At 45.0% G+C, this 24911-nt stretch carries 25 protein-coding genes and 1 pseudogene; 12 read left to right on the top strand and 14 right to left on the bottom strand.

Annotated features, from left to right (window positions below; all coding sequences use genetic code 11):
- Positions 1-3: 3 nt before the first annotated feature.
- From C2756_RS09750 to C2756_RS09735, 4 genes are all read right to left on the bottom strand, one after another.
- A complete protein-coding gene (locus C2756_RS09750) occupies positions 4-840 on the bottom strand; it encodes an HlyC/CorC family transporter (RefSeq protein ID WP_215319010.1) in 837 nt (278 codons plus the stop codon).
- Between the two features lie 37 nt (positions 841-877).
- Positions 878-1357, bottom strand: a complete 480-nt coding sequence (gene ybeY, locus C2756_RS09745; RefSeq protein ID WP_215319004.1) for an rRNA maturation RNase YbeY — start codon at positions 1355-1357, stop codon at positions 878-880.
- On the bottom strand, positions 1347-2693 hold the full coding sequence (gene miaB / locus C2756_RS09740) for a tRNA (N6-isopentenyl adenosine(37)-C2)-methylthiotransferase MiaB (RefSeq protein WP_215318992.1): 1347 nt from the start codon (positions 2691-2693) through the stop codon (positions 1347-1349). The genes ybeY and miaB overlap by 11 nt, the downstream gene beginning before the upstream one ends.
- Before the next feature lie 66 nt (positions 2694-2759).
- A complete protein-coding gene (locus C2756_RS09735) occupies positions 2760-4022 on the bottom strand; it encodes a putative Na+/H+ antiporter (protein WP_215318991.1) in 1263 nt (420 codons plus the stop codon).
- Between the two features lie 58 nt (positions 4023-4080).
- On the opposite strand from C2756_RS09735, the gene C2756_RS09730 reads away from it, so the two are divergent.
- Together C2756_RS09730 and C2756_RS09725 are read left to right on the top strand one after the other, a co-directional pair.
- On the top strand, positions 4081-4491 hold the full coding sequence (locus tag C2756_RS09730; RefSeq protein WP_215318981.1) for a rhodanese-like domain-containing protein: 411 nt from the start codon (positions 4081-4083) through the stop codon (positions 4489-4491).
- Positions 4492-4538: 47 nt separating this feature from the next.
- Positions 4539-4928: an OsmC family protein gene (locus C2756_RS09725; RefSeq protein WP_215297505.1), complete on the top strand. Its 390-nt coding sequence runs from the start codon at positions 4539-4541 to the stop codon at positions 4926-4928.
- A 56-nt stretch (positions 4929-4984) separates the two neighbouring features.
- On the opposite strand, the gene C2756_RS09720 is transcribed toward C2756_RS09725, so the two are convergent.
- Together C2756_RS09720 and C2756_RS09715 are read right to left on the bottom strand one after the other, a co-directional pair.
- Positions 4985-5272, bottom strand: coding sequence for a membrane lipoprotein lipid attachment site-containing protein (locus C2756_RS09720; protein WP_216126861.1), 288 nt, complete (start codon positions 5270-5272; stop codon positions 4985-4987).
- 45 nt (positions 5273-5317) lie between these two features.
- A complete protein-coding gene (locus C2756_RS09715) occupies positions 5318-5686 on the bottom strand; it encodes a Rap1a/Tai family immunity protein (RefSeq protein ID WP_215295847.1) in 369 nt (122 codons plus the stop codon).
- Between the two features lie 137 nt (positions 5687-5823).
- Here C2756_RS09715 and C2756_RS09710 point away from each other — a divergent pair, with 137 nt between their 5' ends.
- Entirely contained in the window at positions 5824-7026 is a 1203-nt protein-coding gene (locus tag C2756_RS09710) for an ammonium transporter (protein WP_215295846.1), read from the top strand.
- 65 nt (positions 7027-7091) lie between these two features.
- Entirely contained in the window at positions 7092-7616 is a 525-nt protein-coding gene (locus C2756_RS09705; RefSeq protein ID WP_215318979.1) for a gamma carbonic anhydrase family protein, read from the top strand.
- Positions 7617-7624: 8 nt separating this feature from the next.
- Here the strand turns inward: C2756_RS09705 and C2756_RS09700 are convergent, their stop codons facing one another.
- The 3 genes from C2756_RS09700 to C2756_RS09690 are packed head-to-tail and all read right to left on the bottom strand — an operon-like array spanning position 7625 to position 9923.
- A complete protein-coding gene (locus tag C2756_RS09700) occupies positions 7625-8608 on the bottom strand; it encodes a tripartite tricarboxylate transporter substrate binding protein (RefSeq protein WP_215318978.1) in 984 nt (327 codons plus the stop codon).
- Positions 8609-8650: 42 nt separating this feature from the next.
- On the bottom strand, positions 8651-9409 hold the full coding sequence (locus tag C2756_RS09695) for an SDR family oxidoreductase (protein WP_215318976.1): 759 nt from the start codon (positions 9407-9409) through the stop codon (positions 8651-8653).
- A gap of 49 nt (positions 9410-9458) precedes the next feature.
- Positions 9459-9923, bottom strand: coding sequence for an Lrp/AsnC family transcriptional regulator (locus C2756_RS09690; protein ID WP_215318974.1), 465 nt, complete (start codon positions 9921-9923; stop codon positions 9459-9461).
- A gap of 219 nt (positions 9924-10142) precedes the next feature.
- Between C2756_RS09690 and C2756_RS09685 the strand changes: the two are divergent.
- From C2756_RS09685 to C2756_RS09675, 3 genes and pseudogenes are all read left to right on the top strand, one after another.
- A pseudogene (locus C2756_RS09685) lies at positions 10143-11045 on the top strand (2-oxo acid dehydrogenase subunit E2); the annotation flags it as partial.
- 34 nt (positions 11046-11079) lie between these two features.
- Positions 11080-13719 carry an alpha-ketoglutarate dehydrogenase gene (mdeB, locus tag C2756_RS09680; RefSeq protein WP_215318970.1) on the top strand — a complete coding sequence of 880 codons (2640 nt, stop codon included), beginning with the start codon at positions 11080-11082 and terminating at the stop codon, positions 13717-13719.
- Between the two features lie 67 nt (positions 13720-13786).
- A complete protein-coding gene (locus C2756_RS09675; RefSeq protein WP_215318968.1) occupies positions 13787-15124 on the top strand; it encodes an NAD(P)H-dependent oxidoreductase in 1338 nt (445 codons plus the stop codon).
- 16 nt (positions 15125-15140) lie between these two features.
- Here C2756_RS09675 and C2756_RS09670 read toward each other — a convergent pair whose 3' ends face one another.
- Complete coding sequence (locus C2756_RS09670; RefSeq protein WP_251372045.1) at positions 15141-16037, bottom strand: LysR substrate-binding domain-containing protein; 897 nt, start codon at positions 16035-16037, stop codon at positions 15141-15143.
- 150 nt (positions 16038-16187) lie between these two features.
- Here C2756_RS09670 and C2756_RS09665 point away from each other — a divergent pair, with 150 nt between their 5' ends.
- The 4 genes from C2756_RS09665 (at position 16188) to C2756_RS09650 (ending at position 19914) form a co-directional block, all read left to right on the top strand.
- Positions 16188-17027 carry a class II aldolase/adducin family protein gene (locus C2756_RS09665; protein ID WP_215295838.1) on the top strand — a complete coding sequence of 280 codons (840 nt, stop codon included), beginning with the start codon at positions 16188-16190 and terminating at the stop codon, positions 17025-17027.
- Positions 17028-17071: 44 nt separating this feature from the next.
- Positions 17072-18628, top strand: coding sequence for a Rieske 2Fe-2S domain-containing protein (locus C2756_RS09660; protein WP_215318964.1), 1557 nt, complete (start codon positions 17072-17074; stop codon positions 18626-18628).
- Positions 18629-18692: 64 nt separating this feature from the next.
- Positions 18693-18980: a 2Fe-2S iron-sulfur cluster-binding protein gene (locus tag C2756_RS09655; protein WP_215295836.1), complete on the top strand. Its 288-nt coding sequence runs from the start codon at positions 18693-18695 to the stop codon at positions 18978-18980.
- On the top strand, positions 18970-19914 hold the full coding sequence (locus C2756_RS09650) for a ketopantoate reductase family protein (RefSeq protein WP_215318962.1): 945 nt from the start codon (positions 18970-18972) through the stop codon (positions 19912-19914). Before C2756_RS09655 ends, C2756_RS09650 begins: the two co-directional genes overlap by 11 nt.
- Here the strand turns inward: C2756_RS09650 and maiA are convergent.
- Positions 19907-20575: a maleylacetoacetate isomerase gene (maiA, locus tag C2756_RS09645; protein WP_215318956.1), complete on the bottom strand. Its 669-nt coding sequence runs from the start codon at positions 20573-20575 to the stop codon at positions 19907-19909. The two genes, C2756_RS09650 and maiA, sit on opposite strands and share 8 nt — an antisense overlap.
- 89 nt (positions 20576-20664) lie before the next feature.
- Here maiA and C2756_RS09640 point away from each other — a divergent pair, with 89 nt between their 5' ends.
- A complete protein-coding gene (locus C2756_RS09640; protein WP_215318954.1) occupies positions 20665-21294 on the top strand; it encodes a trimeric intracellular cation channel family protein in 630 nt (209 codons plus the stop codon).
- On the opposite strand, the gene C2756_RS09635 is transcribed toward C2756_RS09640, so the two are convergent.
- Genes C2756_RS09635 through C2756_RS09625 form a run of 3 tightly spaced genes read right to left on the bottom strand, consistent with a single transcriptional unit; the run spans position 21281 to position 24899 of the window.
- Positions 21281-22879: a gamma-glutamyltransferase family protein gene (locus tag C2756_RS09635; RefSeq protein ID WP_215318952.1), complete on the bottom strand. Its 1599-nt coding sequence runs from the start codon at positions 22877-22879 to the stop codon at positions 21281-21283. The genes C2756_RS09640 and C2756_RS09635 overlap by 14 nt on opposite strands.
- Before the next feature lie 35 nt (positions 22880-22914).
- The gene (locus tag C2756_RS09630; protein WP_215295831.1) at positions 22915-24360 is read right to left on the bottom strand and encodes a TRAP transporter large permease subunit; all 1446 of its coding nucleotides are present in this window, start codon (positions 24358-24360) and stop codon (positions 22915-22917) included.
- Positions 24357-24899 (bottom strand): TRAP transporter small permease subunit, encoded by a 543-nt coding sequence (locus C2756_RS09625; protein ID WP_215295830.1) that lies wholly within the window; start codon positions 24897-24899, stop codon positions 24357-24359. The genes C2756_RS09630 and C2756_RS09625 overlap by 4 nt, the downstream gene beginning before the upstream one ends.
- Positions 24900-24911 lie beyond the last annotated feature (12 nt).

Raw genomic sequence — 24911 nt, 5'->3', positions numbered from 1 at the left:
TCCTTAGTCTGCTTTTTTAGCTTTTTGTCGCGCTAGCAGGATATGAATTTGCCGTGGATCGGCGCGCTGAACTTCGAATTCAATGTCGTTCATCTCAATCAGTTCGCCTATCTTGGGAACGCGCCCTAAGTGCTGAATCACCAGGCCTGCAACAGTTTCGATATCTTCTTCAGCAAAGTGCGTGCCAAGGGCTTCATTCAGTTGCTCAAGTTCGGTAATACCTTTAACGCGAATATCGCCATTATCTAAGGAGATAATATTGTCGGCCTCTTCGTCGATATCGTGCTCATCTTCAATATCACCAACAATTTGCTCCAGTACATCTTCGATCGTGATGATGCCTGCAATACCGCTGTATTCATCTACTACAACAGCTAAGTGATTTCGATTGTCTTTGAAGTCGCGCAATAGAACACTCAAACGCTTAGATTCGGGAATAAATACTGCGGGGCGCAACCAATCACGCACCTGAAAATCTTTTTCAGTGGAATGACGTAATAAATCTTTGGCTAACAAGATGCCAATGACATTGTCACGGGATCCTTCAAAAACAGGAAAACGAGAGTGAGCTGCTTCAATTGCGATCCTTACAATTTCAGGTAAGGGTTGACTGATATCGATCCAGTCGATTTGGGCGCGCGGGACCAAGATATCTCGCGCACACAATTGACCCACCTGAAATACACCCTCAATCATGGAGAGGGCATCGGCATCAATTAAGCCTTCGGTTTGTGCTTCGCGCAGCGTTTCAATGAGTTCTTGACGGCGTTCGCTGGGGCTAGTTGGCTGAGGGGATAAAAAATCAGCTAGGCGATCTAATAGGGATTTGGGGTCGGGCATATTGCAAGAATAGCTTAGAAAGATGTCGGAGTAAAAATTAGGTCGCTAAATAAGGGTTCGGAAACCCCAATTTTTTAAGAAGGCTGATTTCGATAGCCTCCATCTTTTTAGCGTCCTTTTCAGCCTCATGATCAAATCCCTGAGCATGAAGGCAGCCATGAACTACTAAATGCGCTAAGTGCGCTTTCAATGTTTTTTCTTGTGCTTTGGCCTCTTGCTGGATCACTGGCAGGCAAAAAATAATATCCGCTGCAACACTATTTTTAGAGCGCTCATAGGGAAAAGTCAGTACATTGGTTGCGTAATCTTTTTGACGATATGCAGTATTCAGTTTTTTACCTTCCGCAGCATTCACAAACCGTAGTGTTAGTAGTCCCACGCTATTCGTGGTGACCTTGACCCATTTTTTAATGAGTGTAGATGATGCTACTTTCACCAAGGCAGATTCAATTGCTGGGCTTGCATACTGAATCTCTATATCGAGTTTGGAAGTTTTTAATTTGGTATTAGTTTGCATGAGCTTCTACCAGTTCACCTCTTAAGGTGTAGTTGAGGACTTCAGTAATTTGAATATCCACCATTTGACCAATCAAAGACTCTATCTCTTGCTTGGGGGCGGTAAAGTGAATTACCCGATTATTTTCTGCGCGGCCTTGTAAATTGACCCCGTCCTTCGCCAATCCTTCGATTAATACTTTTTCAGTATTGCCCAACATTTTTTGACTAATCTGATGAGCTTGGCCTTCGATCACAGCAAGCAGTGTTTGTAAACGTTTGAGCTTGACCTCATAAGGAGTGTCATCACTTAAGTTCGCTGCTGGGGTGCCAGGCCTTGGGCTAAAGATGAAGCAAAAGCTGTTATCAAATTCGAGTTCTCCAACCATCTTTAAAAGCTTCTCAAAGTCTGCATCCGTTTCCCCTGGAAACCCCACGATGAAATCGCTAGATAAAGTGAGGTCAGGGCGAACAGCACGCATTTTTCGAATAATGCTTTTGTATTCCAAGGCTGTATAGCCACGCTTCATTGCGGATAAGATCGTGTCTGAAGCATGTTGCACTGGTAGGTGTAAGTGGCTCACGAGCTTTGGTACCTTGGCGTAAACATCAATCAAGCGCTGTGTAAATTCTTTTGGGTGGCTGGTAGTAAAGCGAATACGTTCAACCCCAGGAATCTCTGCAATGTATTCAACTAAAAGGGCAAAGTCAGCAATCTCTTCTGTCTGACCCATTCTGCCAAGATAAGCATTGACGTTTTGGCCAAGCAAGACAATCTCTTTAACGCCCTTGCTCGCAAGTCCAGCGACTTCGGCAAGTACATCATCGAATGGTCTAGAAACTTCTTCTCCACGGGTATAGGGAACGACACAATAGCTGCAATACTTTGAGCAGCCTTCCATAATAGAGACGTACGCAGAGCCCCGAGTCTGTCGCGAGGCAGGGAGATGATCAAACTTTTCTATCTCTGGAAAAGAAATATCCACCTGAGAAATACCGGTTTTACGACGTTGCGCAATCAGGTCAGTTAATCGATGTAAAGTTTGCGGACCAAACACCACATCAACATAGGGTGCGCGACTCACAATTTGTTGACCTTCTTGGCTAGCTACGCAACCGCCAACTCCGATGAGCAATTCAGGCTTTGTTTTTTTAAGCTCGCGTAGGCGACCGAGATCAGAAAAGACTTTGTCTTCCGCTTTTTCTCGAATCGAACAGGTATTTAAGAGCACGACATCTGCATCTTCAGGAGAGTCTGTCATGGCCATGCCTTCATCAGCATGAAGGAGATCGGCCATCTTGCCCGAGTCGTACTCGTTCATTTGACAGCCAAAGGTTTTGATATAGAGCTTTTTCATATGCCGTTCTCAGGTTTATAACTGGGGGCGAAGCTCAGATTTTACTGTGGAAGTGCTTTGCTTTACCTATAAGAGGCGAAATGCTGCAATAGCGACTAATGTGGGTGGTAACGCAGCAAGCAGTAAATAAAGTGCTGAAACGGCGCCCCCCGGAAAGTAACTGCGCAATATCGCAATACCCGCTGGATTTGGGGCATTGGCAATGACTGTGAGACCGCCACCAGCAACAGCGCCCCCTACTAAGGCTAATTTGAATTCGAGTGAGGTACCTGTCACTAGTGAACCTAAGTAAGTTAATGCCGCGTTATCGGTAATCGCAGTTAAGGCTAGGCTTCCATAAAACACTGCTGTAGGGCTCATCATTTCCAGAATGGGTTGTAACCACCATCCTTGAAGAGCCCCTAAGACAACCAATCCCGCCAAGAAAAATCCAACCAGGAGTGCTTCTTTGATAATGAGTGGGCTTTGATGTTTTGGATAGGCTGTAGTGAAGCCAATAAAAAATAATAAGAGCCACATAAAAATAATAGGATCGTGTGCAAATACGACTACGCCTAGTAAAAAGAGTAGGTGCATCGTAATGACGACAACTGGAATCTTGATAGATTTATGAGACTCGTTTGGTTCAATTAGTTGCTTCTGAAATAAGAGTGTTGCGCCAAGAGCGTTGATAAAAATCGCCACACAAGATTCAAAACCAAAATGAGTGAACATGAATGCCGAACTCCAACCCCAGGTTGAGGCAACCATGAGTACTGGTGGCGCAGCAAAGTTAGTCAGTGTTCCACCAATCGAAATGTTCACAAACAGTACCCCTAGGGTCCCAAACAGCAAGGCCTTCGAGCACTGGTGGCGGTATACCAAATCGCGCAGCAAAAATGCTGCCAAGGTCATCGCTGCCGGCTCAGTAATGAGAGAGCCCAAGAGCGGCGTGATCCCTAGAGTCAGAAAATAAAGGGTTGGAGCGCTACGAGTGCGTAGTAAGACTTGCATACCTTTGGCAATGGTATGCAAGAGTTGTGTCGAAAAATACAAAATGGGTTTACTGCCAGCCACAATCATGATGGCAAAGACAAACAACGGCTCTGTAAAGTTACGTTGATCTAAATAGGTTTTTGCAGCGCCTAAATGATCGATAAAAGAGATGTAGATAATGAGAACGGCAGCCCAAAAGCCGAAGACAATTTCTACCTCGCCCAGGAGATGCCAAAGACCAGCATGTTTCGGGATGGTTTTAGCGAGAGATTCAAAATAACTAGTACAAAAGGTGTGTAAGACTGCGATTGCAAAAATAATACTTGCACCAAGTTCTGTGAGAGTAAAGTTCATAGGAGAATGTTAGCAGGTGACCAAGCAATACAAAACATTGGCACTTTAGGAGATTTTGGTGAAATTAAAGATTGGATATCAGGCTCTGATTAATAGCGCTATGGCGCAAATTGAAACAGTTCCTTTGGATCAGGCGCAAGAATTATTGTCGGATTCCGATACGGTATTTGTGGATATTCGTGATGTAAGAGAGCTCGAGCGAGAGGGCATGATTCCCAATGCTTTGCATGCTCCGCGGGGGATGTTGGAATTTTGGGTTGACCCCGATAGCCCTTATTACAAGCCTATTTTTGGCGAAGGTAAACGACTAGTTTTATATTGTGCTTCAGCCTGGCGCTCAGCCTTAGCGACCGAGACTTTGCAAAAAATGGGCGTACCTAATGTGTGCCATCTGGAGGGCGGATTTAGTTCTTGGAAGAAAGCTGGGTTACCTACTGTCGAGCAGATCAGTAAACCCCATGCAAGTTAAATCATTTTTTAAAAAATCAATATTCAGTTAATCAATTTGGAGAGATGATGAGAAAAGTAGTATCCCAGTTTGGCGATGGCCCGTTGCAACAAAAATTGACTACCGGCGACTTGCATTTTTTATCTGATGCTTACGTGACTCATGGTGGCAATGAAACTGGCCCTACCCCCCATGAGTATTTAGGTGCCGCTTTGGCTGCCTGCACGAGCATGACACTCAAAATGTATTCAACGCGAAAGTCGATGAATTTAGAGAATGCGATTGTGACAGTCGATATTGAGCGAGTAGATGATGTTGAAATATTGATTCGCGACATCCAGTTGCAAGGCAATTTGAGTGCAGAAGAAAAAGAACGATTAATAGAGATTGCTAATAAATGCCCAATTCATAAGGCCTTGGCTGGCGATATCCAAATAAAAACCCAGCTGGTAAATTAATACAAGCTGGGCAGTGTGTGCCTTGAAGTTGCTAAGGCGACAGCTAGATAACGAAGTTAGTTAGGCGCATTAGCCGGCTTATTATTTTTACCAGCGTTGTATCCAGAGTTATATTCAGATGCTTGTTCTTTCTTATAAGCGTCATAAACATAACCAGATGCAGCGCCAACAGCTGCACCACCAACTGCACCCCAGATCGGGTTGCCGTGGAAAATAGCGGTGCCAACTGCACCAGCAGCTGCACCAATACTTGCGCCGGATAGGGTGCGTTGTTCAGTGTTGCTCATATTTGAACAACCGGCAATTGCGAGAGTTGCTACAGTAATCGCGATAATTTTTTTCATATCAACAGATCCTTTAAATTAATTTTTAATTGAAGAGTGCTCGGATTATTTTTTGGCGCATGGAAAGCGTGCAGCTAAAAAGCCCAAGAACACGCCTGCTGCTGGTTTATCAGCAGTTTGTTGATGCTCTTGTCCAAATTTGACGAAATCAGCAATCACTTCATCGCGTGATGGAGCAGGTTGCTTCAAGCAAATAAAAGGTTGTGCGCGTTGTGGATGACGTGTAGCCAGGTAAGTGTCATAAATTGCGGTGGAGTAGCCAATACAGAAGCTGCGGGATTCTGGGCTAGCAGGTAATTTGCAAACGTTTATAAGTTCTTGGGTACTCAGTAACTTTACGTTGGCGTTTGATTGAGCTTGTACTAGGCCAGAAAATGCTGCAAAAGCAGCTAAAAAAACGAGGACTTTCTTCATGGGTTCTCCCTTGGGTGTATGTAAAACCATCATAAACCATAAATATACCTAATTTATGCACTAAATAAGTGCAATTTGCACCTATTTAGATTTTTTTGTTCCCCATAATGATGCAAAAAATAGAAGGGAAAAATCACATGGAAATTTTGAAATCAGGTACTGATGCTTTGTTTATTTTGCTCGGCGCGATCATGGTTCTTGCCATGCATGCTGGCTTTGCCTTCTTAGAACTCGGAACGGTTCGTAAGAAGAATCAAGTGAACGCTTTAGTAAAAATTTTGGTCGACTTTGCTGTTTCGACCATCGCTTACTTTTTTATTGGCTACAGCATTGCATACGGTGTGAGCTTTTTCTCCGGCGCTGAATTACTAGCTGAGAAAAATGGTTATGAGTTGGTAAAGTTTTTCTTCTTATTAACTTTTGCTGCTGCAATTCCAGCAATTATTTCAGGCGGTATTGCTGAGCGCGCTAAATTTAATCCACAGCTAATCGCAACATTTGTATTGGTGGGTTTTGTGTATCCCTTCTTTGAGGGTATTGCTTGGAATCAGCACTACGGTATTCAGGCTTGGATCAAAGGCTTGACCGGTGAGGAGTTCCACGACTTTGCTGGTTCTGTCGTAGTCCACGCAGTTGGTGGTTGGATCGCTTTACCGGCAGTGGTTCTCTTGGGTGCGCGCCGTGGTCGCTATACCAAAGAGGGCCAAATCTCCGCACATCCACCATCTAGTATTCCTTTCTTGGCATTGGGTGCTTGGATTTTGGCGGTAGGTTGGTTTGGTTTTAATGTGATGAGTGCGCAAACAATCGACAAAATCAGTGGTTTAGTTGCTATGAACTCTTTGATGGCAATGGTCGGTGGCACCCTTGCTGCATGGGTAGTTGGACGCAACGATCCTGGTTTTACCTATAACGGACCTCTTGCAGGTTTGGTAGCAGTATGTGCCGGATCCGACTTAATGCATCCGGTTGGTGCTTTAGTGGTTGGCCTAGTTGCAGGCGCCTTGTTTGTCTATATGTTTACCTTGGTACAAAACCGCTGGAAGATTGATGACGTACTCGGCGTCTGGCCTTTGCATGGATTATGTGGCTTGTGGGGTGGTCTGGCTGCTGGCATCTTTGGTGCCAAGGCATTGGGTGGAATTGGCGGAGTAACTTTTACGGGTCAGCTGATTGGCAGTGTCTTAGGGGTTGGCATCGCTGTGATCGGTGGCATCTTAGTCTATGGAACCTTAAAAGCTGTCCTTGGAATTCGGATGTCACAGGAAGAAGAATTTGAGGGGGCTGACTTAAGTGTGCATCGTATTTCTTCTACTCCGGATCGTGAGCCGAACTGGTAATTCTTTTGCAGTAAGTGATAGCTTTAGTCTTTCATATATAGCCTGATTCATACCTATAATGAGTCATGGCTATATATGAACTAGACGGAAATGCCCCTCAATTAGCGGGAGGTGCTTGGGTTGCTGAGAGCGCGGAAGTGATTGGTAGGGTTGAGCTTCATCAAAGCGCTAATATTTGGCCCAAAGTTGTGATCCGCGGCGATAACGATCTGATTCAAGTTGGTGAAGGCAGTAATGTGCAAGATGCATCAGTACTTCATACAGATCCCGGCTATCCTCTCTTGATTGGCAAGAATGTGACTGTGGGTCACCAAGTGATGCTCCATGGCTGCAGTATTGGTGATGGCAGCCTAATTGGGATTGGCGCAGTAATTTTGAATGGCGCCAAGATTGGTAAGCATTGTTTGGTTGGTGCTGGTGCCTTAGTTACTGAAGGTAAAGAATTTCCAGATGGTTCGATGATTATTGGCTCTCCTGCTAAAGCAGTGAAAGCCCTCACGCCAGAGCAAATTACAAGTATCGGCGAAATCGCTGGACGCTATGTAAAAAATGCACAGCGTTATATTAAGACGCTCAAAAAAATTGCTTAAGTTTTGAACTATTCAACGCTGAGCTTTAGTTCTTTAACCAAATTACTGTAGTCAACAATTTCTTTGCTGATGCGTACCTTCAGTTCGGCTGGGGTGCTTGGCATTGGTTCAATGCCAAGTGCTTGCAATTGTTTGCGCATCTCTGGGTCACTTAGCACCGTCACAATTGCTCGATTGAGTTTATCGATAATTGCTTGATCGGTGCCTGCGGGCGCCATTAATCCATTCCAAGTGCCCACGTCAATTGCTATTCCAGACTCAATTAAGGTGGGCACATTTGGTAGGGTGCTAGAACGTTTTGCAGTTGTCACGGCCAATGCTTTTGTTTTTCCATCCTTGATATGAGGCAAAGCGGATGGAATCGTATCAAACATGACCGATATTTGACCGCCAAGCAAATCAACTACAGCAGGAGCACTACCGCGATACGGTATATGAGTTAAGCTGGCGCCCGTTTTAATTTTGAACATCTCTCCAATAAGGTGATGTGCAGACCCCGGTCCAACTGAAGCGTAATCATATTTATCGGAATTTACTTTGCTTAGGGCAACTAATTCTTTGATGTTATTTGCTGGAATGGATGCATTTACCACTACAACATTGGGAATCATTCCTACCGTTCCAATCGGAATCAAATCCTTATCAATGCGGTAATTGAGTTTTGGGAAAACGGATTGGGCAATCGTGAGATGTAAGGTTCCCATCAGTAGCGTGTATCCATCAGGTGCAGCTTTTGCAACAAAATCTGCGCCAACTGTACCGGAGGCGCCAGATTTATTCTCGATCACAATCGATTGCCCGAGTACTTTTCCGAGGGCTGGGCCGAGATTACGCGCCATTGCATCAGTGCTACCTCCCGCAGGGAAGGGGATAACCAGTTTTATCGAGCGATTTGGATAATCATTATCTGGGGCAGAGATGGCATGAAAACTGGGTAAGAGTGTGGCAGCAATTACCAGGGAAAGTACCTTACGACGATGCGAGTTTTTCATGACTTATCCCTGCTAATGATCATTTGAGCCACGGTAATTTAATTAACCTCTGCCAACAAAAGGCATGTTGGTAGCCATGATTGTCATTGAGAGAATATTGCTCTCTAGTGGAAGTTGGGCCATGTGTAGAACAGCTTCTCCAACATGGTCAACATCCATCCGCGGCTCAACTTTAATTGATTGATCGGCCTGCATGATTCCGGCAGCCATACGCTCAGTCATTTCGGTTGCTGCATTACCAATATCAATTTGACCGCAAGCAATATTAAATGGGCGGCCATCAAGCGAAATTGTTTTTGTTAAGCCGCTAATCGCATGTTTAGTGGCTGTATAGGGCGCTGACATTGGTCTTGGTGCATGTGCGGAGATTGAGCCATTATTAATAATTCTGCCACCTTGAGGCGATTGCGCTTTCATCATGCGAATTGCTTCTTGAGAACACAAGAATGCGCCGCAGAGATTTGAATTCACCACATTCATCCACTGCTCATATGTCAAGTCTTCCATCGGAATTGCTGGGGCGCCAATACCTGCATTATTAAAAAGCACGTCAATGCGTCCAAAGCGTTCTTTTAGAGCGGCGAATAATTTCTTGACTTGGTCAGGCTGTCCAACATCGCAAGTGATCGCAAGACAGTTTTCGTTTGTTCCGCCAATATCGATAATTGCCTTTTCTAGTTTCTCTAGATTGCGCCCAGTGAGAACGACCTGATAGCCTCCTTTAAGAAGCGCTTTAGCTGCTGCCCTTCCAATGCCTACTCCTGCTCCAGTGATGAGTGCTACTTTATTTTTGTGTGGCATTACTTTCTTTCTTAATAGTGTCTCAGATAAATTCTATATTGCCCTGCTTTTACTTTGGTAATGGTAAGGCAGTTTTATAGCGTACTTGTTTTAAGGCAAAGCTAGAGCGGATTTTTTCAATCCCAGGGATAGGCGTTAATTGCTCCAGGATAAATTTTTCCAATGCACCCATATCAGCTACTGCCACCCGGATAAGATAGTCACTATCACCAGTCATCAGATAGCACTCCATAACCTCATCGTGTTCAGAAATGCGTTGTTCAAATGCAGCCAACGCTTCTTTAGACTGCTCTTTCAGGCTAATAGAAATAAAGACATTTAAGCCAAGCCCTAAAACCTTGGGGTCTGCCAGCGCAACATAGTTTCTGATGACACCTTTATCTTTCAATGCTTTGACGCGCATGAGGCACGGTGACGGGGATAGGTGAACCCGCTTAGATAGCTCCACATTGCTATGGGAGCTATCATTCTGGAGTTCGTTCAAAATTCTGATATCTATGGGGTCTAGCTTCATAAAATTCCTCAAAAATTACTGATATCAGCATATTATGCTGAAAATTAGGATTTATATCTCATTATTAGCATCCTATTTTGCCTGTAATCCAACACAATAAAGTCATTGAAACACCCGTGAATGGTTGGAGGGGTTGTGGGTATTGAGATTGGGTTTCCTGGAGTTGAGAATTTGCTACAAATTGAAAGGGATCAAGCCGCTGCTGGGCCCGAGTTTTGGGCTGGCCCATCCACCAGAAAATTTGCACGTGAATTTGGTGTCGATATTGGGCAAGTTCACGGTAGTGGCCAAAGAGGTCGAGTTACCAAAGAAGATGTTCAGCAATTTATCAAGCACTCCATGTTGGCAAGAGAGCGTGTTCCTTCTCAAGTGAGTCATGGCATTGCAGGTTTTAATCTTCTGCCTTGGCCTAAAGTGGACTTTACAAAGTTTGGAGAAATAGAACGCCAAGCTCGCAGTCGCATTCAGAAAGTTTCAGCTGCCAATCTAGCGCGTAATTGGGTCATGATTCCGGCAGTAACCTATCACGATGATGCTGACATTACTGATTTGGAAGAGTTTCGTGCCGCATTAAATAAAGAGAATCAAAAAGATGAAGTAAAAATTACTTTGTTGGCATTCTTAATCAAAGCCGTAGTTGCTGCTCTCAAGCAGTACCCCACATTGAATTCTTCGCTCGATGGCGAAGATCTTATTTTGAAAAAGTATTTCCATATCGGCTTTGCAGTAGATACCGCAGGCGGTCTCGTCGTACCCGTGATTCGTAATGCCGATCAGAAAGGTATTCGCGAGATCGCCAAAGAGACTGCTGGATTAGCCCTGCTGGCTCGAGAAGGAAAGCTGAAGCCGGATCAGATGCAGGGCGCATCTTTTACGATCTCTTCATTGGGCGGTATTGGTGGCACCTACTGCGCTCCCATTGTGAATGCACCCGAAGTAGCTATTTTAGCGGTGAATAAGTCGGCCACGAAGCCTGTGTGGAATGGTTCACAATTTGTTTCACGTTTGATTTGCCCACTATCCATGACCGCTGATCATCGCGTCATTGACGGCGCCTTAGCTACGCACTTCACTACCCATCTCACCAAATTATTGGGTGATTTTCGTAAGGTGATGTTATGAATTTAGAACATAAAAAGTTACAGAGGAATTTTTCATGAACGCTCCCGATATCAAAAAATATTTAAATCTAGAGCACATCGACACTGATCCAGCAGAAACCGCGGAGTGGAATGAGGCCTTTATGGATTTGCTCGCTTCAGGCGATAGTGCGCGGGCTAAATTCATTCTGGATAATTTAGTAAAGCTGGCTAACAAAAATCAAATTAATTGGGTGCCTGATTTAGTCACACCTTATATCAACTCGATCCCAGTGGATCAGCAGCCTCCTTTTCCAGGAGATCTTGCGATTGAAGAAAAGCTGGCTTCACTCATGCGGTGGAATGCGCTGGCAATGGTCGCGAAAGCAAATGAAGCCTATGGTGAATTGGGTGGTCACATTGCAAGCTATGCTAGTGCAGCAGATTTGTTTGAGGTTGGGTTTAATCATTTTTTCCGCGCAAGGACTGAGGGCGGTGATGCTACTGAGCGTGGAGACTTGGTTTTCTTTCAGCCACATAGCGCTCCAGGGGTATATGCCCGCGCCTATTTAGAGGGACGACTTACTGAAAATGATCTTGCCCATTACAGACGCGAGATTACTGCGCCTGAATCAGGAGCAAGAGGTTTATCAAGCTATCCACATCCTTGGTTAATGCCAGATTTTTGGCAGTTTCCAACAGGCTCAATGGGGATTGGTCCGATTAGCTCGATTTATCATGCGCGTTTTATGCGCTACCTCAGTGATCGTAAATTACTAGATTGCTCAACTAGAAAAGTCTGGGGTGTATTTGGTGATGGCGAGATGGATGAGCCAGAAAGTATGAGTGCTCTGACATTGGCCTCCAGAGAGAAGCTGGATAACTTAGTTTGGGTGGTCAATTGCAATCTACAACGTTTGGATGGCCCAGTACGTGGCAACGGCAGAATTATTGATGAGCTCGAAAAACTGTTTAGAGGTTCTGGTTGGAACGTTATCAAATTAGTTTGGGGTAGTGATTGGGATGGGCTTTTTGCAAGAGATACTACCGGAGCGCTAGTCAAGGCTTTTGCACAAACTGTCGATGGACAAATGCAAACATTTGCAGCAAAGGATGGCAGCTTTAATCGCAAAAATTTCTTTGGACAAAATGAAGAATTAGCACGCCTTGCTCAGGGAATGACGGATGAGCAAATCGATCGACTGAAAAGAGGCGGTCATGATTTAGTCAAAATCCATGCAGCTTATCAAGCCGCTGCCAACCATGTAGGTCAACCTACCGTGATCTTGGCCCATACCAAAAAAGGGTATGGCATGGGCAATGCTGGCCAAGGAAAAATGACTACCCATAGCCAGAAAAAGTTAGATGATGAGGCTTTGATCGAATATCGTAATCGCTTTAACTTACCATTGACCGATGAACAGGCTACTAGCCTCACTTTCTTTAGGCCTGATGAGAATAGCGAGGAGCTCAAATATCTAAAAGATCAGCGCAATCAGCTTGGCGGACATCTACCTAAGCGCTATTCAGAATGCGACAAGCTCAATGTGCCTGATATCACTTCATATGCAGCTTTTGCCATCAAGGCTGAAGATAAAGAGATGTCCACAACGATGGCTTTTGTGCGCATGCTTGGAAATTTGCTAAAAGATAAACAGTTGGGACCTAGAGTGGTACCCATTGTTGCAGATGAAGCGCGCACATTTGGTATGGCCAATCTATTTAAGCAGGTTGGTATTTACTCCAGTGTTGGCCAACGCTATGAACCAGAAGATATTGGTTCCGTGCTTAGCTATCGCGAGGCATTGGATGGACAAATTTTGGAAGAGGGTATTAGTGAGGCTGGAGCCATTGCAAGCTGGACTGCTGCAGCAACTAGCTATAGCGTCCACGGAATTGCAATGTTGCCTTTTTATATTTATTACTCGATGTTTGGCTTTCAGAGAATTGGCGATGCGATCTGGGCGGCTGCTGATCAACGTGCTAGGGGATTTTTGTTGGGCGCAACCTCTGGTAGAACAACATTAGGTGGCGAAGGCCTGCAGCACCAAGATGGTAGTAGCCAACTCGTTGCTGCAACCATTCCGAATTGCAAGGCTTATGATCCTGCCTTTGCTGGTGAGTTGGCGGTGATTGTGGATCAAGGTATGCGGGACATGCTAGTTGATCAAAAAGATTTGTTTTATTACATCACCCTTATGAATGAAAACTACGCCCAACCCGATTTGCCTGAGAACGTAACTGAGGGCGTTATTCGTGGGTGCTATAAGTTCAAGACAATGAAGGCCACCAAGGGTGATGGTAATTCTTATGTGAGTTTGCTGGGTTCCGGTGCCATCATGACCGAGGTATTAAAAGCGGCAGAGATGCTTGTTCATTCTGGTATCCATGTTGATGTATTTAGCGTGACTAGTTGGAGTGAGTTAGCAAGGGATGGTAAGGCAAAAGAGCAAGCAAGACTTTCAGGTGAGGCTGATGTTGAGCAGGCATTTATTAGCCAGGTTCTAACACAAGGTTATGGCCCGATTATTGCGGCAACTGACTATGTCCATGCTTTACCAGAAAGCATACGTGCCTATATTCCAGAAGATAGAAGTTACATCACGCTCGGTACGGATGGTTTCGGTAGAAGTGATACAAGAGCTGCCTTACGTGAGTATTTCGGCGTCAATGCAAATAGCATTTATAAGGTAGCGCAAGCATCATTGAAAAAATAATATTTACTCTTGATGCCTTATGATGACTTCACTATTTTTGATTACTGAATTTACTGGAGATTTTTAGATGTCCCTGATTCAAAAGCTCAAAGCACGCGCTGCTAACAATAACCCCGTGCGTGTAGGCATCATTGGCGCTGGTAAATTTGGCTCCATGTATCTCTCACAAGTACCGCGTACTCCAGGCATTCATTTGGTTGCGGTGGCTGACCTTTCTCCTGCGCGCGCCAAAGAATCGCTGGCTAGGGTAGGCTGGGATGCACCTCGCTATAGCGCTACATCACTGCAAGATGCTGCTAAGTCGGGCGCCACTTTTGTGACTGATGATGCAGAAAGAATGATCGCTAGTGAGCACGTTGATATTGTGATCGACTCTACAGGCAGCCCTGCTGCTGGTATTCGACATGCCCTGCTTTGTTTTGATCATCGCAAGCACATCATTATGGTCAATGTAGAAGCAGATGTTTTGGCAGGACCATTACTGGCACGCAAAGCAGCAGAGGCGGGCGTGATTTACTCGATGGCTTCTGGAGATCAGCCTGCTCTTATTGCGGAGCTGGTGGATTGGGCAAGAACGATTGGCTTAGAAGTGGTGTGTGCAGGTAAGGGCACTAAATATTTACCTATCTATCATCAGTCCACACCCGATACCGTTTGGGGTCACTATGGATTTTCTGAGGAGCAAGTTGCTGGCGGTGACTTCAATGCGCAAATGTTCAATTCCTTTTTGGATGGCACGAAATCCGCGCTGGAAATGGCTGCAGTATCAAACGCTTGCGACTTAAATCCGCCAAGCAATGGATTAGAGTTTCCACCTTGTGGAGTGGACGACTTGCCACATATTTTTCGACCGATTTCCGAAGGTGGGATCCTGACTCAAAAAGGAACTGTTGAGGTGGTATCTTCAGTTGAGAGAGATGGGCGTCCGGTATTTAGGGATTTACGTTGGGGTGTTTTTGCAGTGTTTGAAGCGCCCAGTCAATATGTGATTGATTGCTTCTCACAATACGGCCTAAAAACAGATAACACCGGTCAATATGCAGCGATGTATAAGCCTTATCACTTGATCGGTCTGGAGTTGGGTATTTCAGTAGCCAATATTGCGGTACGTGGAGAGGCTACTGGAGCGACTGGCGATTGGAAGGGTGATGTAGTGGCTACCGCTAAGCGTACGCTCAAAGCGGGCGAGAAGTTGGATGGAGAGGGTGGCTTCACTGTCTACGGAAAACTGATGACTGCCTCAGATTCATTAAAGCTCGGAGCTCTACCTATTGGTTTGGCTCACAACATGGTATTGAATAAGGATATTCCAGCAGGAAAGCCAGTGTGCTGGAGTGATGTAGATTACGATGCCACTAAGCAAGCCATTCAATTTCGTCGTGAAATGGAAAAAATGTTTAGCTAATAAATGAGCCATTACTTTAGCTTGTAGCAACACCAGCCTTAATGCATATCCAGTCTTTGAAGACTTTAATTTTTTGACTGTTTTTAGTATTTGACCGATAGGATAAAAAATGGGTTCTATCGGTAGTCGGTAAAAAGATACCTTTGCCCAGTTCCATAAGCTCTCCACGCGATAGTTCTCTTTCGGCAAAGCGCACACTCTCAAGCACGGCACCGATGCCATCTACTGCAGCCGATACAGAAAGGGCTGCACGATCAAATGACATCTTCCGTGTCGATGGGTTTTTGAGATGATTAATCTCAAACCATTGCTCCCAGGTATGGTGATTAAGTGAAGACTCAATCAAGGTTAATTTACTCATTAATTCTTCTACTGGAATTCTTGGGTCAATTAATTCAGGAGAGCATAGTGGCACAATGTTTTCTTCGCCTAAAGATAGGGAAGTAATTCCTGGGCCTTCATGAGTCGATTGATAAGAGATGGCAATATCAATTTCTTGATTGCGCAATAGGTCAATGGGCTCAGCTCCGGAAGTGAGTCGAATGGTGATATCAGGATTATCTTTAATGAACTCTGGCAGTCTTGGACTGAGCCATTTGGCTGCAAAACTGGGTGAGCAGTGCAAGGCAAGAACTTGTGAGTTTGGAGCAAGGGTTACTTCATTGCATGCTGCTTCAATGACATCAAATACTCTGGAGAGTGAATCTAATAAACGCCGCCCTTCAGCTGTTGGCTCAACTTTACGGTTCTTTCGCAAAAATAGCGGCTTACCAAAATAGTCTTCAAGCTCTTTAATTTGATGGCTAATGGCTGACTGTGTGAGATGTAGCTCATGAGCAGCCAAAGTAAAGCTTTCGAGGCGTGCAGCCGCTTCAAAAGCTCGCAAAAGTACATAATTTGGTATTTTTCTCATGTAAATAGAATATACATGATTTTCATTCATCTATTCATGAATGGTTATCGTTTGTCAAAACCCTCGGGAAAGCCGATGATTACGGCTTGGTTATAGTTTGAGTGTTCTCAAAACACCAAATTCGCTTCAATTACAGAAAAAGGAATTCACATGGCTGAGGTAATGGAGAAAGAACGTAAATTGGACTTGGGCGACAGAGAGTCTATTTATCAACCTGAAGACAAATCCCAGATTTTTCCCTACCAAGCAAAATTCAATAGTTTTGCTGAGGAACGTCAGCATCTCAAGGAGCGATTGGTTGCTGCTTGCCGAGCATTCGCCTTAGAAAAGTTTGATTATGGATTTGCAGGACATTTAACTGTGCGTGATCCGGAACATCCAAATCTGTACTGGACGAATCCAATGGCAGTGCATTTTGATCAAGTAAAAGTGTCTAACTTAATCTTGGCAGACCATGAAGGCAATATTTTGGAGGGTAAGCATGCATTGAATCGTGCTGGATTTGTATTGCACGCAGCAGTTCATGAAAAACATCCCGATATCGTGGCTATGTGTCATGCACATACAGTCTATGGCACAGCCTTTGCGGCACTAGGTAAACCATTGGATCCAATCTCTCAAGATGCCGCAGCATTCTTTGAAGACCATATGGTTTTAGCGGAACAGGCTGGTCAAGTAGCAGTTGAGGATAATTCTGGCTACAACGTAGCAGGTTCTTTGAAAAAAGTGAAAGCGATTATTCACCGTAATCATGGCTTGTTAACAGTAAGTCGTCATAGTATTGAAGCTGCAGCGTTCTGGTTTATCGCTTTAGAGCGTTGTTGTAAGCAGCAGATGATGGTTGAGGCTACAGGTGTTAAGCCTGTGTTGCTATCGCCAGAAACTGCACGCTATAGCCGTGAACACGTGGGCAGCGAATATATTGGTTGGTTGCATTTCCAGCCAATCTGGGGTTATCTAAAAGAAAACCAGCCAGATATGTTTGATTAATTGAACAGTTTTAGATATAGCTAGTTACAACAGGAGTCTCAGTAATGACAAGTAAACAGGAACAAGCGGAGAAAAAGGTCGGCGCATCCGCAGGATCTGCAACGCCTAAGAAATTAGTTCCTTATGGTGGCTACTACACCAATAAAGTTCCAGGGCATGATCCCGAGCTTACAGAAGTTGGTCCCGGCACACCGATGGGTGAGTATATGCGTGGTTTTTGGCATCCGGTATGCATGTCAATTGAATTGACTGACACTCCAAAATTTTTAACCATCTTAGGTGAAGAGTTAGTGGCGTTTCGTGATGGTAGCGGAAGCGTGGGTGTATTGCATGCCCATTGCGTGCATCGTGGCGCTTCACTTGAATATGGGCAAATTCAAGAACACGGTATTAAGTGCTGCTATCACGGTATGGTATTTGATGTGGATGGCACTTGTTTGAATGCACCCTTCCCTAAGGGCGAGGAAGCTGAAGCAGAAAAATATGCCTGCTCGATTCAGCAAGGTGCTTACAAAGCATTTGAAAGAAATGGTTTGGTATTTGCTTATATGGGACCTCCCGATAAAGAGCCACCATTTCCAGAGTGGGAGTCTGATTTCACGGTAGCCCCCGGCGATGAACTGGTGCCCTATAGCAACTTCCAGCACTGTAATTGGTTACAAGTACAAGACAATGCTGCCGATAACTTCCATACAGCAGAATTGCATGCTGCAAAAAACGTAGTAGGTGGCCATTTTCAAGGTACAACTTTTGATGAAGTGGGCTCCCCAACGATGGAAGTACACCCTGATATGCAGTTTGTGCCAATTCATGGTGGCCGAGGCTTAGCTTGTTCAGGTGCGCGTCGTGTTAATAACGAAAAATTATTTATTCGCGTTCAGCACCAGGTATTGCCAAATCTGAGCTTGCATGCCTATACCTCTGAAGATGGCTCCAATAAAAAATTATTTAGTCGTTTCCATATCATCCGTTGGACAGTTCCAGTCGACGACTTTAATAGCAAGATGATTGGCTGGCGCGTGATGGGCCCTGGTATTGATACTCGCGGTATCGGACAAAAAGAGCTGGTCGGGTATGAGTCAATCGACTTCTTAGATGGTCAGGTTGCCTTGCGAAGAGCTGAGCGTTTTGGCAATCACACGATTAACGATATTGTGGATATTCCAGCAGACCATAGGGCGCGATCTAATTACAAGATGGCTCAATATGCACCTGGTGATTACGAGGCCATCATTAGTCAGAGACCAATCGCTATTCATGCGCTTGAGAATCCAACAAAGTTTGATGCAGGCCCTTATTTATTTAGGAAGATGTTGCGTGATGCCGTTCGTGGCTCTAATCCAGCGGCAAGCGCAGAAGCCTTTGCTGAGTGGTTAAAGGAATTGAATGGCGCACCCAATAGCTATTGTTCAGGTAATGTATTTGAGTTGCCAATTGGCGCCACGACTGAAGAAGAAGTAGCGCAAAGACGCTTTGTTGCAAAGAGCGTGATTGCCATTCTCACCGAAAGCGAGCAGTACAAGGGTAAAGAGCGCTCTGACTTTGTGAAGCAAAAAATGGAAGAGCTTGAGCAAACTGCCAAAGCACAGTTTAAGCATTAATCTATAGGTCAGAAGAGATGGGCTGCAATCGCAGCCCATTCTTGATGTGGAGTGAGACAAAAAAGTGAATAAAATTTCCAGCACGGACTCTGAAGGGCTAGTGATTGAGGTTCAGAGTACTGGCCAAAAAATAAATGTCACGCGAGACGAGTCCATTATCGATGCTTTGGCAAGATCAGGCATTGAGATACCGACTTCTTGCCAATCAGGTTTATGTGGTACATGTAAGACAAGATATATCAGTGGTGATGTAGAGCACGGAGATTGTATTTTGAGTGATGCCGAGCATCAGGAGTACTTAACTCCCTGTATCTCTCATATCAAAATCGGAACACTGGTCCTTGATTTATAAAACACAAAGTAATCAAAAAATATACGTCTTAGGTGCGGGTGCAGTAGGGTGTTACTTTGGTGGCATGTTAGCCCGTGCACATCATGATGTTACTTTTATAGCCAGGCCTGAGCGTGCCACGGCCCTCAATGAATCTGGCTTGCAGATGGATTGCAAAGCATTTCATGAAACGATTGCGGTCAAAGCAAGCTCTGATCTTGCTATTCTGAGTGATGCCGATTTAGTTTTACTCAGTGTGAAGTCGCTCGATACAGAACGCACGCTTGCAGAAATTAAATCTATTTTGCCAAGTAAGGCAGTAATCCTCAGTTTGCAAAATGGGGTAGCCAATATTGATATTGCTACCAAAATCATTGTGAATCCGGTTTATGCGGCGGTGGTCTATGTTGCTGCAGGGATGATTGATCAAAGAACTATGAAACATCATGGTAGAGGTGAGTTGCTGATTGGTGATCCATCAAACACCGTTCCTCAAGGCGATCAAGGGCTTCTAGAGATTTGTAAGTTATTTGAAGGGGCAAAGGTTCCGTGTTCGATTGCGCCGCAGATTAAAAGAGATATGTGGCTCAAGTTTTTGGTGAACTGTTCTTTCAATGCGATTTCTGGGATTGGTCAGATTGCGTATGGGGAGATGGTGAAGTCCCCTGGCATTGTGAAACTGATTGAAGAAATTACCAAAGAGTTTCTTGCAATTGCTGAGCTTGAAGATGTTAATATCACGATGTCAGAGGCACTCGCGGCAAATGCTTCTATTGCTAGCACTATGGCTACTCAGGTTTCCTCAACTGCCCAGGATCTGGCTAGAGGAAAAATGACAGAGATTGATTTCTTAAATGGCTATATTGTCGAGCTAGGTAAGCGGCATGGAATTACGACGCCGTATAACGAATCTGTTCATGCCTTAGTCAAGATGATGGAATCACCAATCAAATAGAGGGGTTTGGCCCTTCTGCATCAATTTGTTTCTCCCATGAAGCATCTATAAACGCAGGTAAATTCATGCACTCATGGAAGATTTTCATGAGAGTAGGGTATGGGCTCATATCTATCTTGGTGCTTAAGGCATTAAATATTTGCGGCACTAAACAAATATCAATCAGGCCTGGTTGATCACCAAAAGCAAAACGCCCAAGGCGTGGATCGTTACATAATTGTTTTTCAACGCTGGCAAGCCCTAACTTGATCCAATGTTGATACCAGGCATCCTTTGCTTCATTACTGGCGCCAACTTGTTTAATTAAGTAGCGTAGTACTCGTAAATTACTAATGGGATGAATATCAATAGCGATATCCATGGCCAAGGAACGTACCCAAGCGCGATCGATCGGTGAGCTTGGTAGCAAAGCCGGTTGAGGCGCAATCTCATCAAGGTACTCAATGATGGCAAGTGATTGATGGATGCTATTTTTTCCATCGTCAAATAAGGGCACAAGGCGATTGGGATTTTTGCTGGTATACGCCTCAGATAGTTGCTCGCCACCATTTTTGTTTAGGTGTACTGGCAGCACTTCATAGTCCACACCTTTGATATTCAATGCGATACGAACACGGAAGGCAGCAGAGCTACGCCAATAGCTATAGAGCTGGGGTTTCATGGAGATGCTTTCGTTATATTCATGGCTAACAGTATATTCATGAAGTAAATTGGCGAGAAGGGTCTTTCAATTGCTTTAGACTATTTCTTATGTACGAAATTCATTTTTGGATTGGCATCATTGCAACCATGGCCTTTGCGGTCACTGGCGTATTGGCTATTGCCGATCGTGGAGTCGATCTTTTTGGTGTTTTAGTACTTGGTTTGATCACTGCAATAGGCGGGGGGACTATTCGAGACATTATCTTGGAAGCCCCTATCTTTTGGTCTGAAGGACAGATTTATGTTTGGCTTGCATTGGGTGCGAGCGTATTGACATTTTTTGCTGAGTCTTTTTTTACCCAACCACAGATATATCGCTGGATGTTGTATATCGATGGTTTTGGTGCCGCCCTATTTGCGATTCAGGGGGCAGACAAGGCCTGGGGTATGGATTTTGGCTTGCCTGTTGCGCCTGTTATCTTGGGGGTGATTACGGCAATAGGCGGTGGCTTAATACGCGACGTATTGGCCGGTAGAAAAACACTGATCATGTCTCATGAGCTCTATGCGATTCCGGTAACACTGGGTTGTTGTGCCTATGTGCTGGTATTGAACTTCATGCCTCAGTATGCGATTGAGGGTTCCGTGCTTTGTATGTTAGGAATCTTTGGTTTACGCGCAGCCGCTATTTATTGGGATCTGCGCGTACCCAAAATATGGATTACTAAAACGCGCTAACGGCACCGTCGCTGCGAGGATCCCAGCCCCCGCGGAGAGTGCCAGATGGTTCGCGAATGATGCAACCTGCGTGACCTACGGTTTCATCAAAAGCATCGAGCATCTCAATTTCATGACCCATCGCATGTAATTCTTTTGCAACCCATGGGCTAAAGCGAGATTCTAATTTCAGGCTGTCGCTAGTTTGGCCCCAAGTTCTCCCTAGTAGCCAGCGTGGACGACTAATCGCATCTTGTGGATCCAGTCCATACGTTGCTGTACGAGTAAATACGGCACATTGAGTTTGCGGTTGACCATCTCCACCCATCGTTCCATAGACCATCGAGCGGCCATCTTTAAATAGAGCCATCGCAGGATTGAGTGTGTGAAAAGGTTTGCGATAGGGTTCGAGATGATTGAGTGTCTTGGGATCTAAAGAGAAACTGCAACCTCGGTTTTGCCAATTCACTCCTGATTGAGGCAATACAATGCCAGCGCCAAACTCGTGATAAATACTTTGAATGAAAGAGACGCAGTTACCGTCACCATCAATCACGCCCATCCAGATTGTGTCGGCTGGTCCCTTGCCTTGACCCCAGGGTAAAGCTTTGTTTGGATCTATATTTTTAGCTAACCTTTTCAGAAATGCTGGCGATAAAAAAGACTGCGCATTTTTTGTCATGTAAGCGGGGTCGGTGACAAACTGATCTCGAATCTTAAATGCTTGCTTAGTCGCTTCAACGCAATGATGAACATATTCAGTGCTATCGACCTTGAAGCGCTTGAGATTGAGTTGATCCAAGATGCCGATGATCATGAGTGACACAACGCCTTGGGTAGGTGGCACCATGTTGTAGACATTACCCAGGCTGTGTTTAAGTTCCAGCGGATCAATGAGTTTGGCACGATGACGATGTAGATCTCTTAAACGCAGGGGGCTACCAATATCCGTGAGTTCTTTGCCTAATAAATCTGCAAGATCGCCACGGTAAAAATCATCTGTTCCTTTGGCGGCAATTTGCCGTAAGGTTTTAGCTAGGCGCGCTTGTTTAAAGATGCTGCCCACAGCTGGCGCTTTGCCATTCACTAAAAATGTTTTAGCAAATCCTGGAATGGGATTGAGCTCTTCACGCTTTTTAGCAGTCAGGCTTGATTGGCTATAAGTTACTGGTACGCCAGCTTCAGCGTAATGAATCGCATCCGCTAGCAGACGCGATAAAGGGATCTTTCCGCCAAGACCTTGTTTTGAGAGTTTGTGCGCAGCACCCCAACCAGAGATAGTGCCGGCAACGGTGTTTGCTGCTACTGGTCCACGAAAAGGAATCGCTTTGGTAATGCCACGCTCGGCATACCACTGCTTGCTTGCTAAGCCAGCTGCCGCACCGCAGGCATCAATACCGCCCATGGCTTTGCCTGGTGAATGGATCACCCAAAAAGAGTCGCCACCAATGGAATTCATATGTGGGTAGACAACAGCAATGGTTGCTGCTGCAGCTACCATTGCCTCTAATGCATTGCCACCTTCACGAAGAACTGCTAAAGCTGATTCAGAAGCGAGGGAGTGCGGCGCTACCGCCATCCCCTGAATGCCCCACTTTGCTTGCATTGCAAAACCCCTCTATTTTTTCTACTGCTTTTATATTATTTATTTTCTCGCAATTGTCGCTCGATCTCTGAACTAGAGTCTACTGTGATCTCATTTTGTTCAACGCCAGCCAATGGATCAACGGAGGGGCCATTGGCATCAAAGACAGCGGCTGGCTTATCAACAAAGTAGGTCACTGTTTCTGGGATAAAGATGATGATGGCCACCAGAATCAGTTGCAAACCAACCCAAGGCAGGGCCCCATAGTAAATATCAGAGCTCTTGAGTGATTTTGGTGCTACCCCTCGCAGGTAAAACAGCGCGAAGCCAAATGGAGGATGCATGAATGAGGTCTGCATATTGGCGCCGAGAAGTACGCCAAACCAAATCAGGTCAATGCCAAGCTTTTCCGCAACTGGAGCTAATAATGGAATGATGATGAAGGCGATTTCAAAATAGTCTAGGAAGAAGGCTAAGAAGAAGACAAACAAGTTCACCACAATCAAGAAGCCTACTTGACCGCCTGGTAGACCTGATAAGAGATTCTCAATCCAGAGGTCCCCATCAACGCCGCGGAATGCTAAGCCAAATACCGTAGAGCCAATCAGAATGAAGATCACCATGGCATTGATGCGCATCGTGGAAGTCATTGCCTCCCAGACTAGCGGTTTCTCTAGGCGCTTATTCATGGCAGCGAGAACTAAAGCTCCTACAGACCCCATGGCTCCACCTTCAGTAGGCGTAGCCAGACCCATCAAGATGGTTCCCAATACTAAGAAGATGAGTGCGATTGAGGGAACAATGCCCCACAAGATTCGCTTGAATAATTTCCAGTCAATTTTTGGACGCGCTTCAGGTGGAAGTGCTGGCACATCTTGCGGTCTAAAAATAGATAAAAAGAAAATAAACAAACAGAACAGCACTACTTGAATGATGGAAGGTCCAATGGCGCCAGCATACATATCGCCAACCGACTTGCCTAACTGGTCAGCCAGCACAATCAATACGAGTGATGGTGGGATGAGTTGAGTAATGGTTCCAGAGGCTGCAATCACACCCGTTGCAACACGTGGGTTATAACCGTAGCGCAGCATGATTGGCAGAGAGATTAAGCCCATCGCAATTACTGATGCAGCAACAGTCCCAGTAATCGCACCCAGAATCGCACCAACAATGATGACGGCATACGCTAGACCACCACGGATTGGGCCAAACAATTGACCCAAACCTTCGAGCATGTCTTCTGCTAACCCGCACTTCTCCAGAATTGCACCCATGAAGGTGAAGAAGGGAATAGAGAGTAACAAGTCATTCGAGAGAATGCCAAAGACTCGGTCTGGTAGCGCTTGCAAGAAAGTGGGCTGAAACATGCCCATTTCGATGCCGATAAAAGAAAAGAATAAGCCAACCGCGCCAAGAGAGAAAGCGGCTGGATATCCAAGCAACAAAAATACAATCAAGCCCCCAAACATGATGGGGGCCATCAATTCATGGCTAATCATTGGAGCGGTCTTTCGTACTTAGGATCGATTTGAATCATGCCAATAATGGCAGCGTAGCGTTTGATAATTTCTGAGATACCTTGGAGTGTTAATAAGAAAAAGCCCAAAGTAATCACGCCACGCACTGGCCAACGAATCAGACCACCAGGATTGCTCGAGGTTTCATTTTGAATTACCGAGGTAATAAAAAATTCCCAAGAGTAGTAACCAATGATGATTGTTACCGGTAAGAAGAAAACAATGCCACCCCAAAAGTCTAACCAGAGTCGAAATTTGTTGGGGTACATTGCATAAAGCACGTCTACTCGCACGTGTTCATTGAGACGAAAAGTTGTTGCAGCACCAAACATCACCATACCAGCGAATAAATACCACTGCGCTTCAAGCCAGCCATTGGAGCTGACATTGAAGCCATACCGAATCAGCGCATTTCCTGTGCTGACCAGTACAGCTATCAATACCATCCAACTCGCTAATACACCAAAACGGTCATTTAAACGATCAACGAAACTTGCAAAAACTAAAAATTGTTTTGGCATATCAGATTCTCA

The organism is Polynucleobacter sp. UB-Siik-W21 (assembly GCF_018687415.1).
Classification (GTDB): domain Bacteria; phylum Pseudomonadota; class Gammaproteobacteria; order Burkholderiales; family Burkholderiaceae; genus Polynucleobacter.
The sequence above is the reverse complement of the archived record's forward strand: the minus strand, read 5'-3'. Positions and strand labels throughout refer to the sequence as shown.

Coding starts and splice junctions, on each gene's coding strand:
- C2756_RS09750 (WP_215319010.1), bottom strand. CDS start 840: ATGCCCGACCCCAAATCCCTATTAGATCGCCTAGCTGATTTTTTATCC.
- ybeY (WP_215319004.1), bottom strand. CDS start 1,357: ATGCAAACTAATACCAAATTAAAAACTTCCAAACTCGATATAGAGATT.
- miaB (WP_215318992.1), bottom strand. CDS start 2,693: ATGAAAAAGCTCTATATCAAAACCTTTGGCTGTCAAATGAACGAGTAC.
- C2756_RS09735 (WP_215318991.1), bottom strand. CDS start 4,022: ATGAACTTTACTCTCACAGAACTTGGTGCAAGTATTATTTTTGCAATC.
- C2756_RS09725 (WP_215297505.1), top strand. CDS start 4,539: ATGAGAAAAGTAGTATCCCAGTTTGGCGATGGCCCGTTGCAACAAAAA.
- C2756_RS09720 (WP_216126861.1), bottom strand. CDS start 5,272: ATGAAAAAAATTATCGCGATTACTGTAGCAACTCTCGCAATTGCCGGT.
- C2756_RS09715 (WP_215295847.1), bottom strand. CDS start 5,686: ATGAAGAAAGTCCTCGTTTTTTTAGCTGCTTTTGCAGCATTTTCTGGC.
- C2756_RS09710 (WP_215295846.1), top strand. CDS start 5,824: ATGGAAATTTTGAAATCAGGTACTGATGCTTTGTTTATTTTGCTCGGC.
- C2756_RS09705 (WP_215318979.1), top strand. CDS start 7,092: ATGGCTATATATGAACTAGACGGAAATGCCCCTCAATTAGCGGGAGGT.
- C2756_RS09700 (WP_215318978.1), bottom strand. CDS start 8,608: ATGAAAAACTCGCATCGTCGTAAGGTACTTTCCCTGGTAATTGCTGCC.
- C2756_RS09695 (WP_215318976.1), bottom strand. CDS start 9,409: ATGCCACACAAAAATAAAGTAGCACTCATCACTGGAGCAGGAGTAGGC.
- C2756_RS09690 (WP_215318974.1), bottom strand. CDS start 9,923: ATGAAGCTAGACCCCATAGATATCAGAATTTTGAACGAACTCCAGAAT.
- mdeB (WP_215318970.1), top strand. CDS start 11,080: ATGAACGCTCCCGATATCAAAAAATATTTAAATCTAGAGCACATCGAC.
- C2756_RS09675 (WP_215318968.1), top strand. CDS start 13,787: ATGTCCCTGATTCAAAAGCTCAAAGCACGCGCTGCTAACAATAACCCC.
- C2756_RS09670 (WP_251372045.1), bottom strand. CDS start 16,037: ATGAGAAAAATACCAAATTATGTACTTTTGCGAGCTTTTGAAGCGGCT.
- C2756_RS09665 (WP_215295838.1), top strand. CDS start 16,188: ATGGCTGAGGTAATGGAGAAAGAACGTAAATTGGACTTGGGCGACAGA.
- C2756_RS09660 (WP_215318964.1), top strand. CDS start 17,072: ATGACAAGTAAACAGGAACAAGCGGAGAAAAAGGTCGGCGCATCCGCA.
- maiA (WP_215318956.1), bottom strand. CDS start 20,575: ATGAAACCCCAGCTCTATAGCTATTGGCGTAGCTCTGCTGCCTTCCGT.
- C2756_RS09640 (WP_215318954.1), top strand. CDS start 20,665: ATGTACGAAATTCATTTTTGGATTGGCATCATTGCAACCATGGCCTTT.
- C2756_RS09635 (WP_215318952.1), bottom strand. CDS start 22,879: ATGCAAGCAAAGTGGGGCATTCAGGGGATGGCGGTAGCGCCGCACTCC.
- C2756_RS09630 (WP_215295831.1), bottom strand. CDS start 24,360: ATGATTAGCCATGAATTGATGGCCCCCATCATGTTTGGGGGCTTGATT.
- C2756_RS09625 (WP_215295830.1), bottom strand. CDS start 24,899: ATGCCAAAACAATTTTTAGTTTTTGCAAGTTTCGTTGATCGTTTAAAT.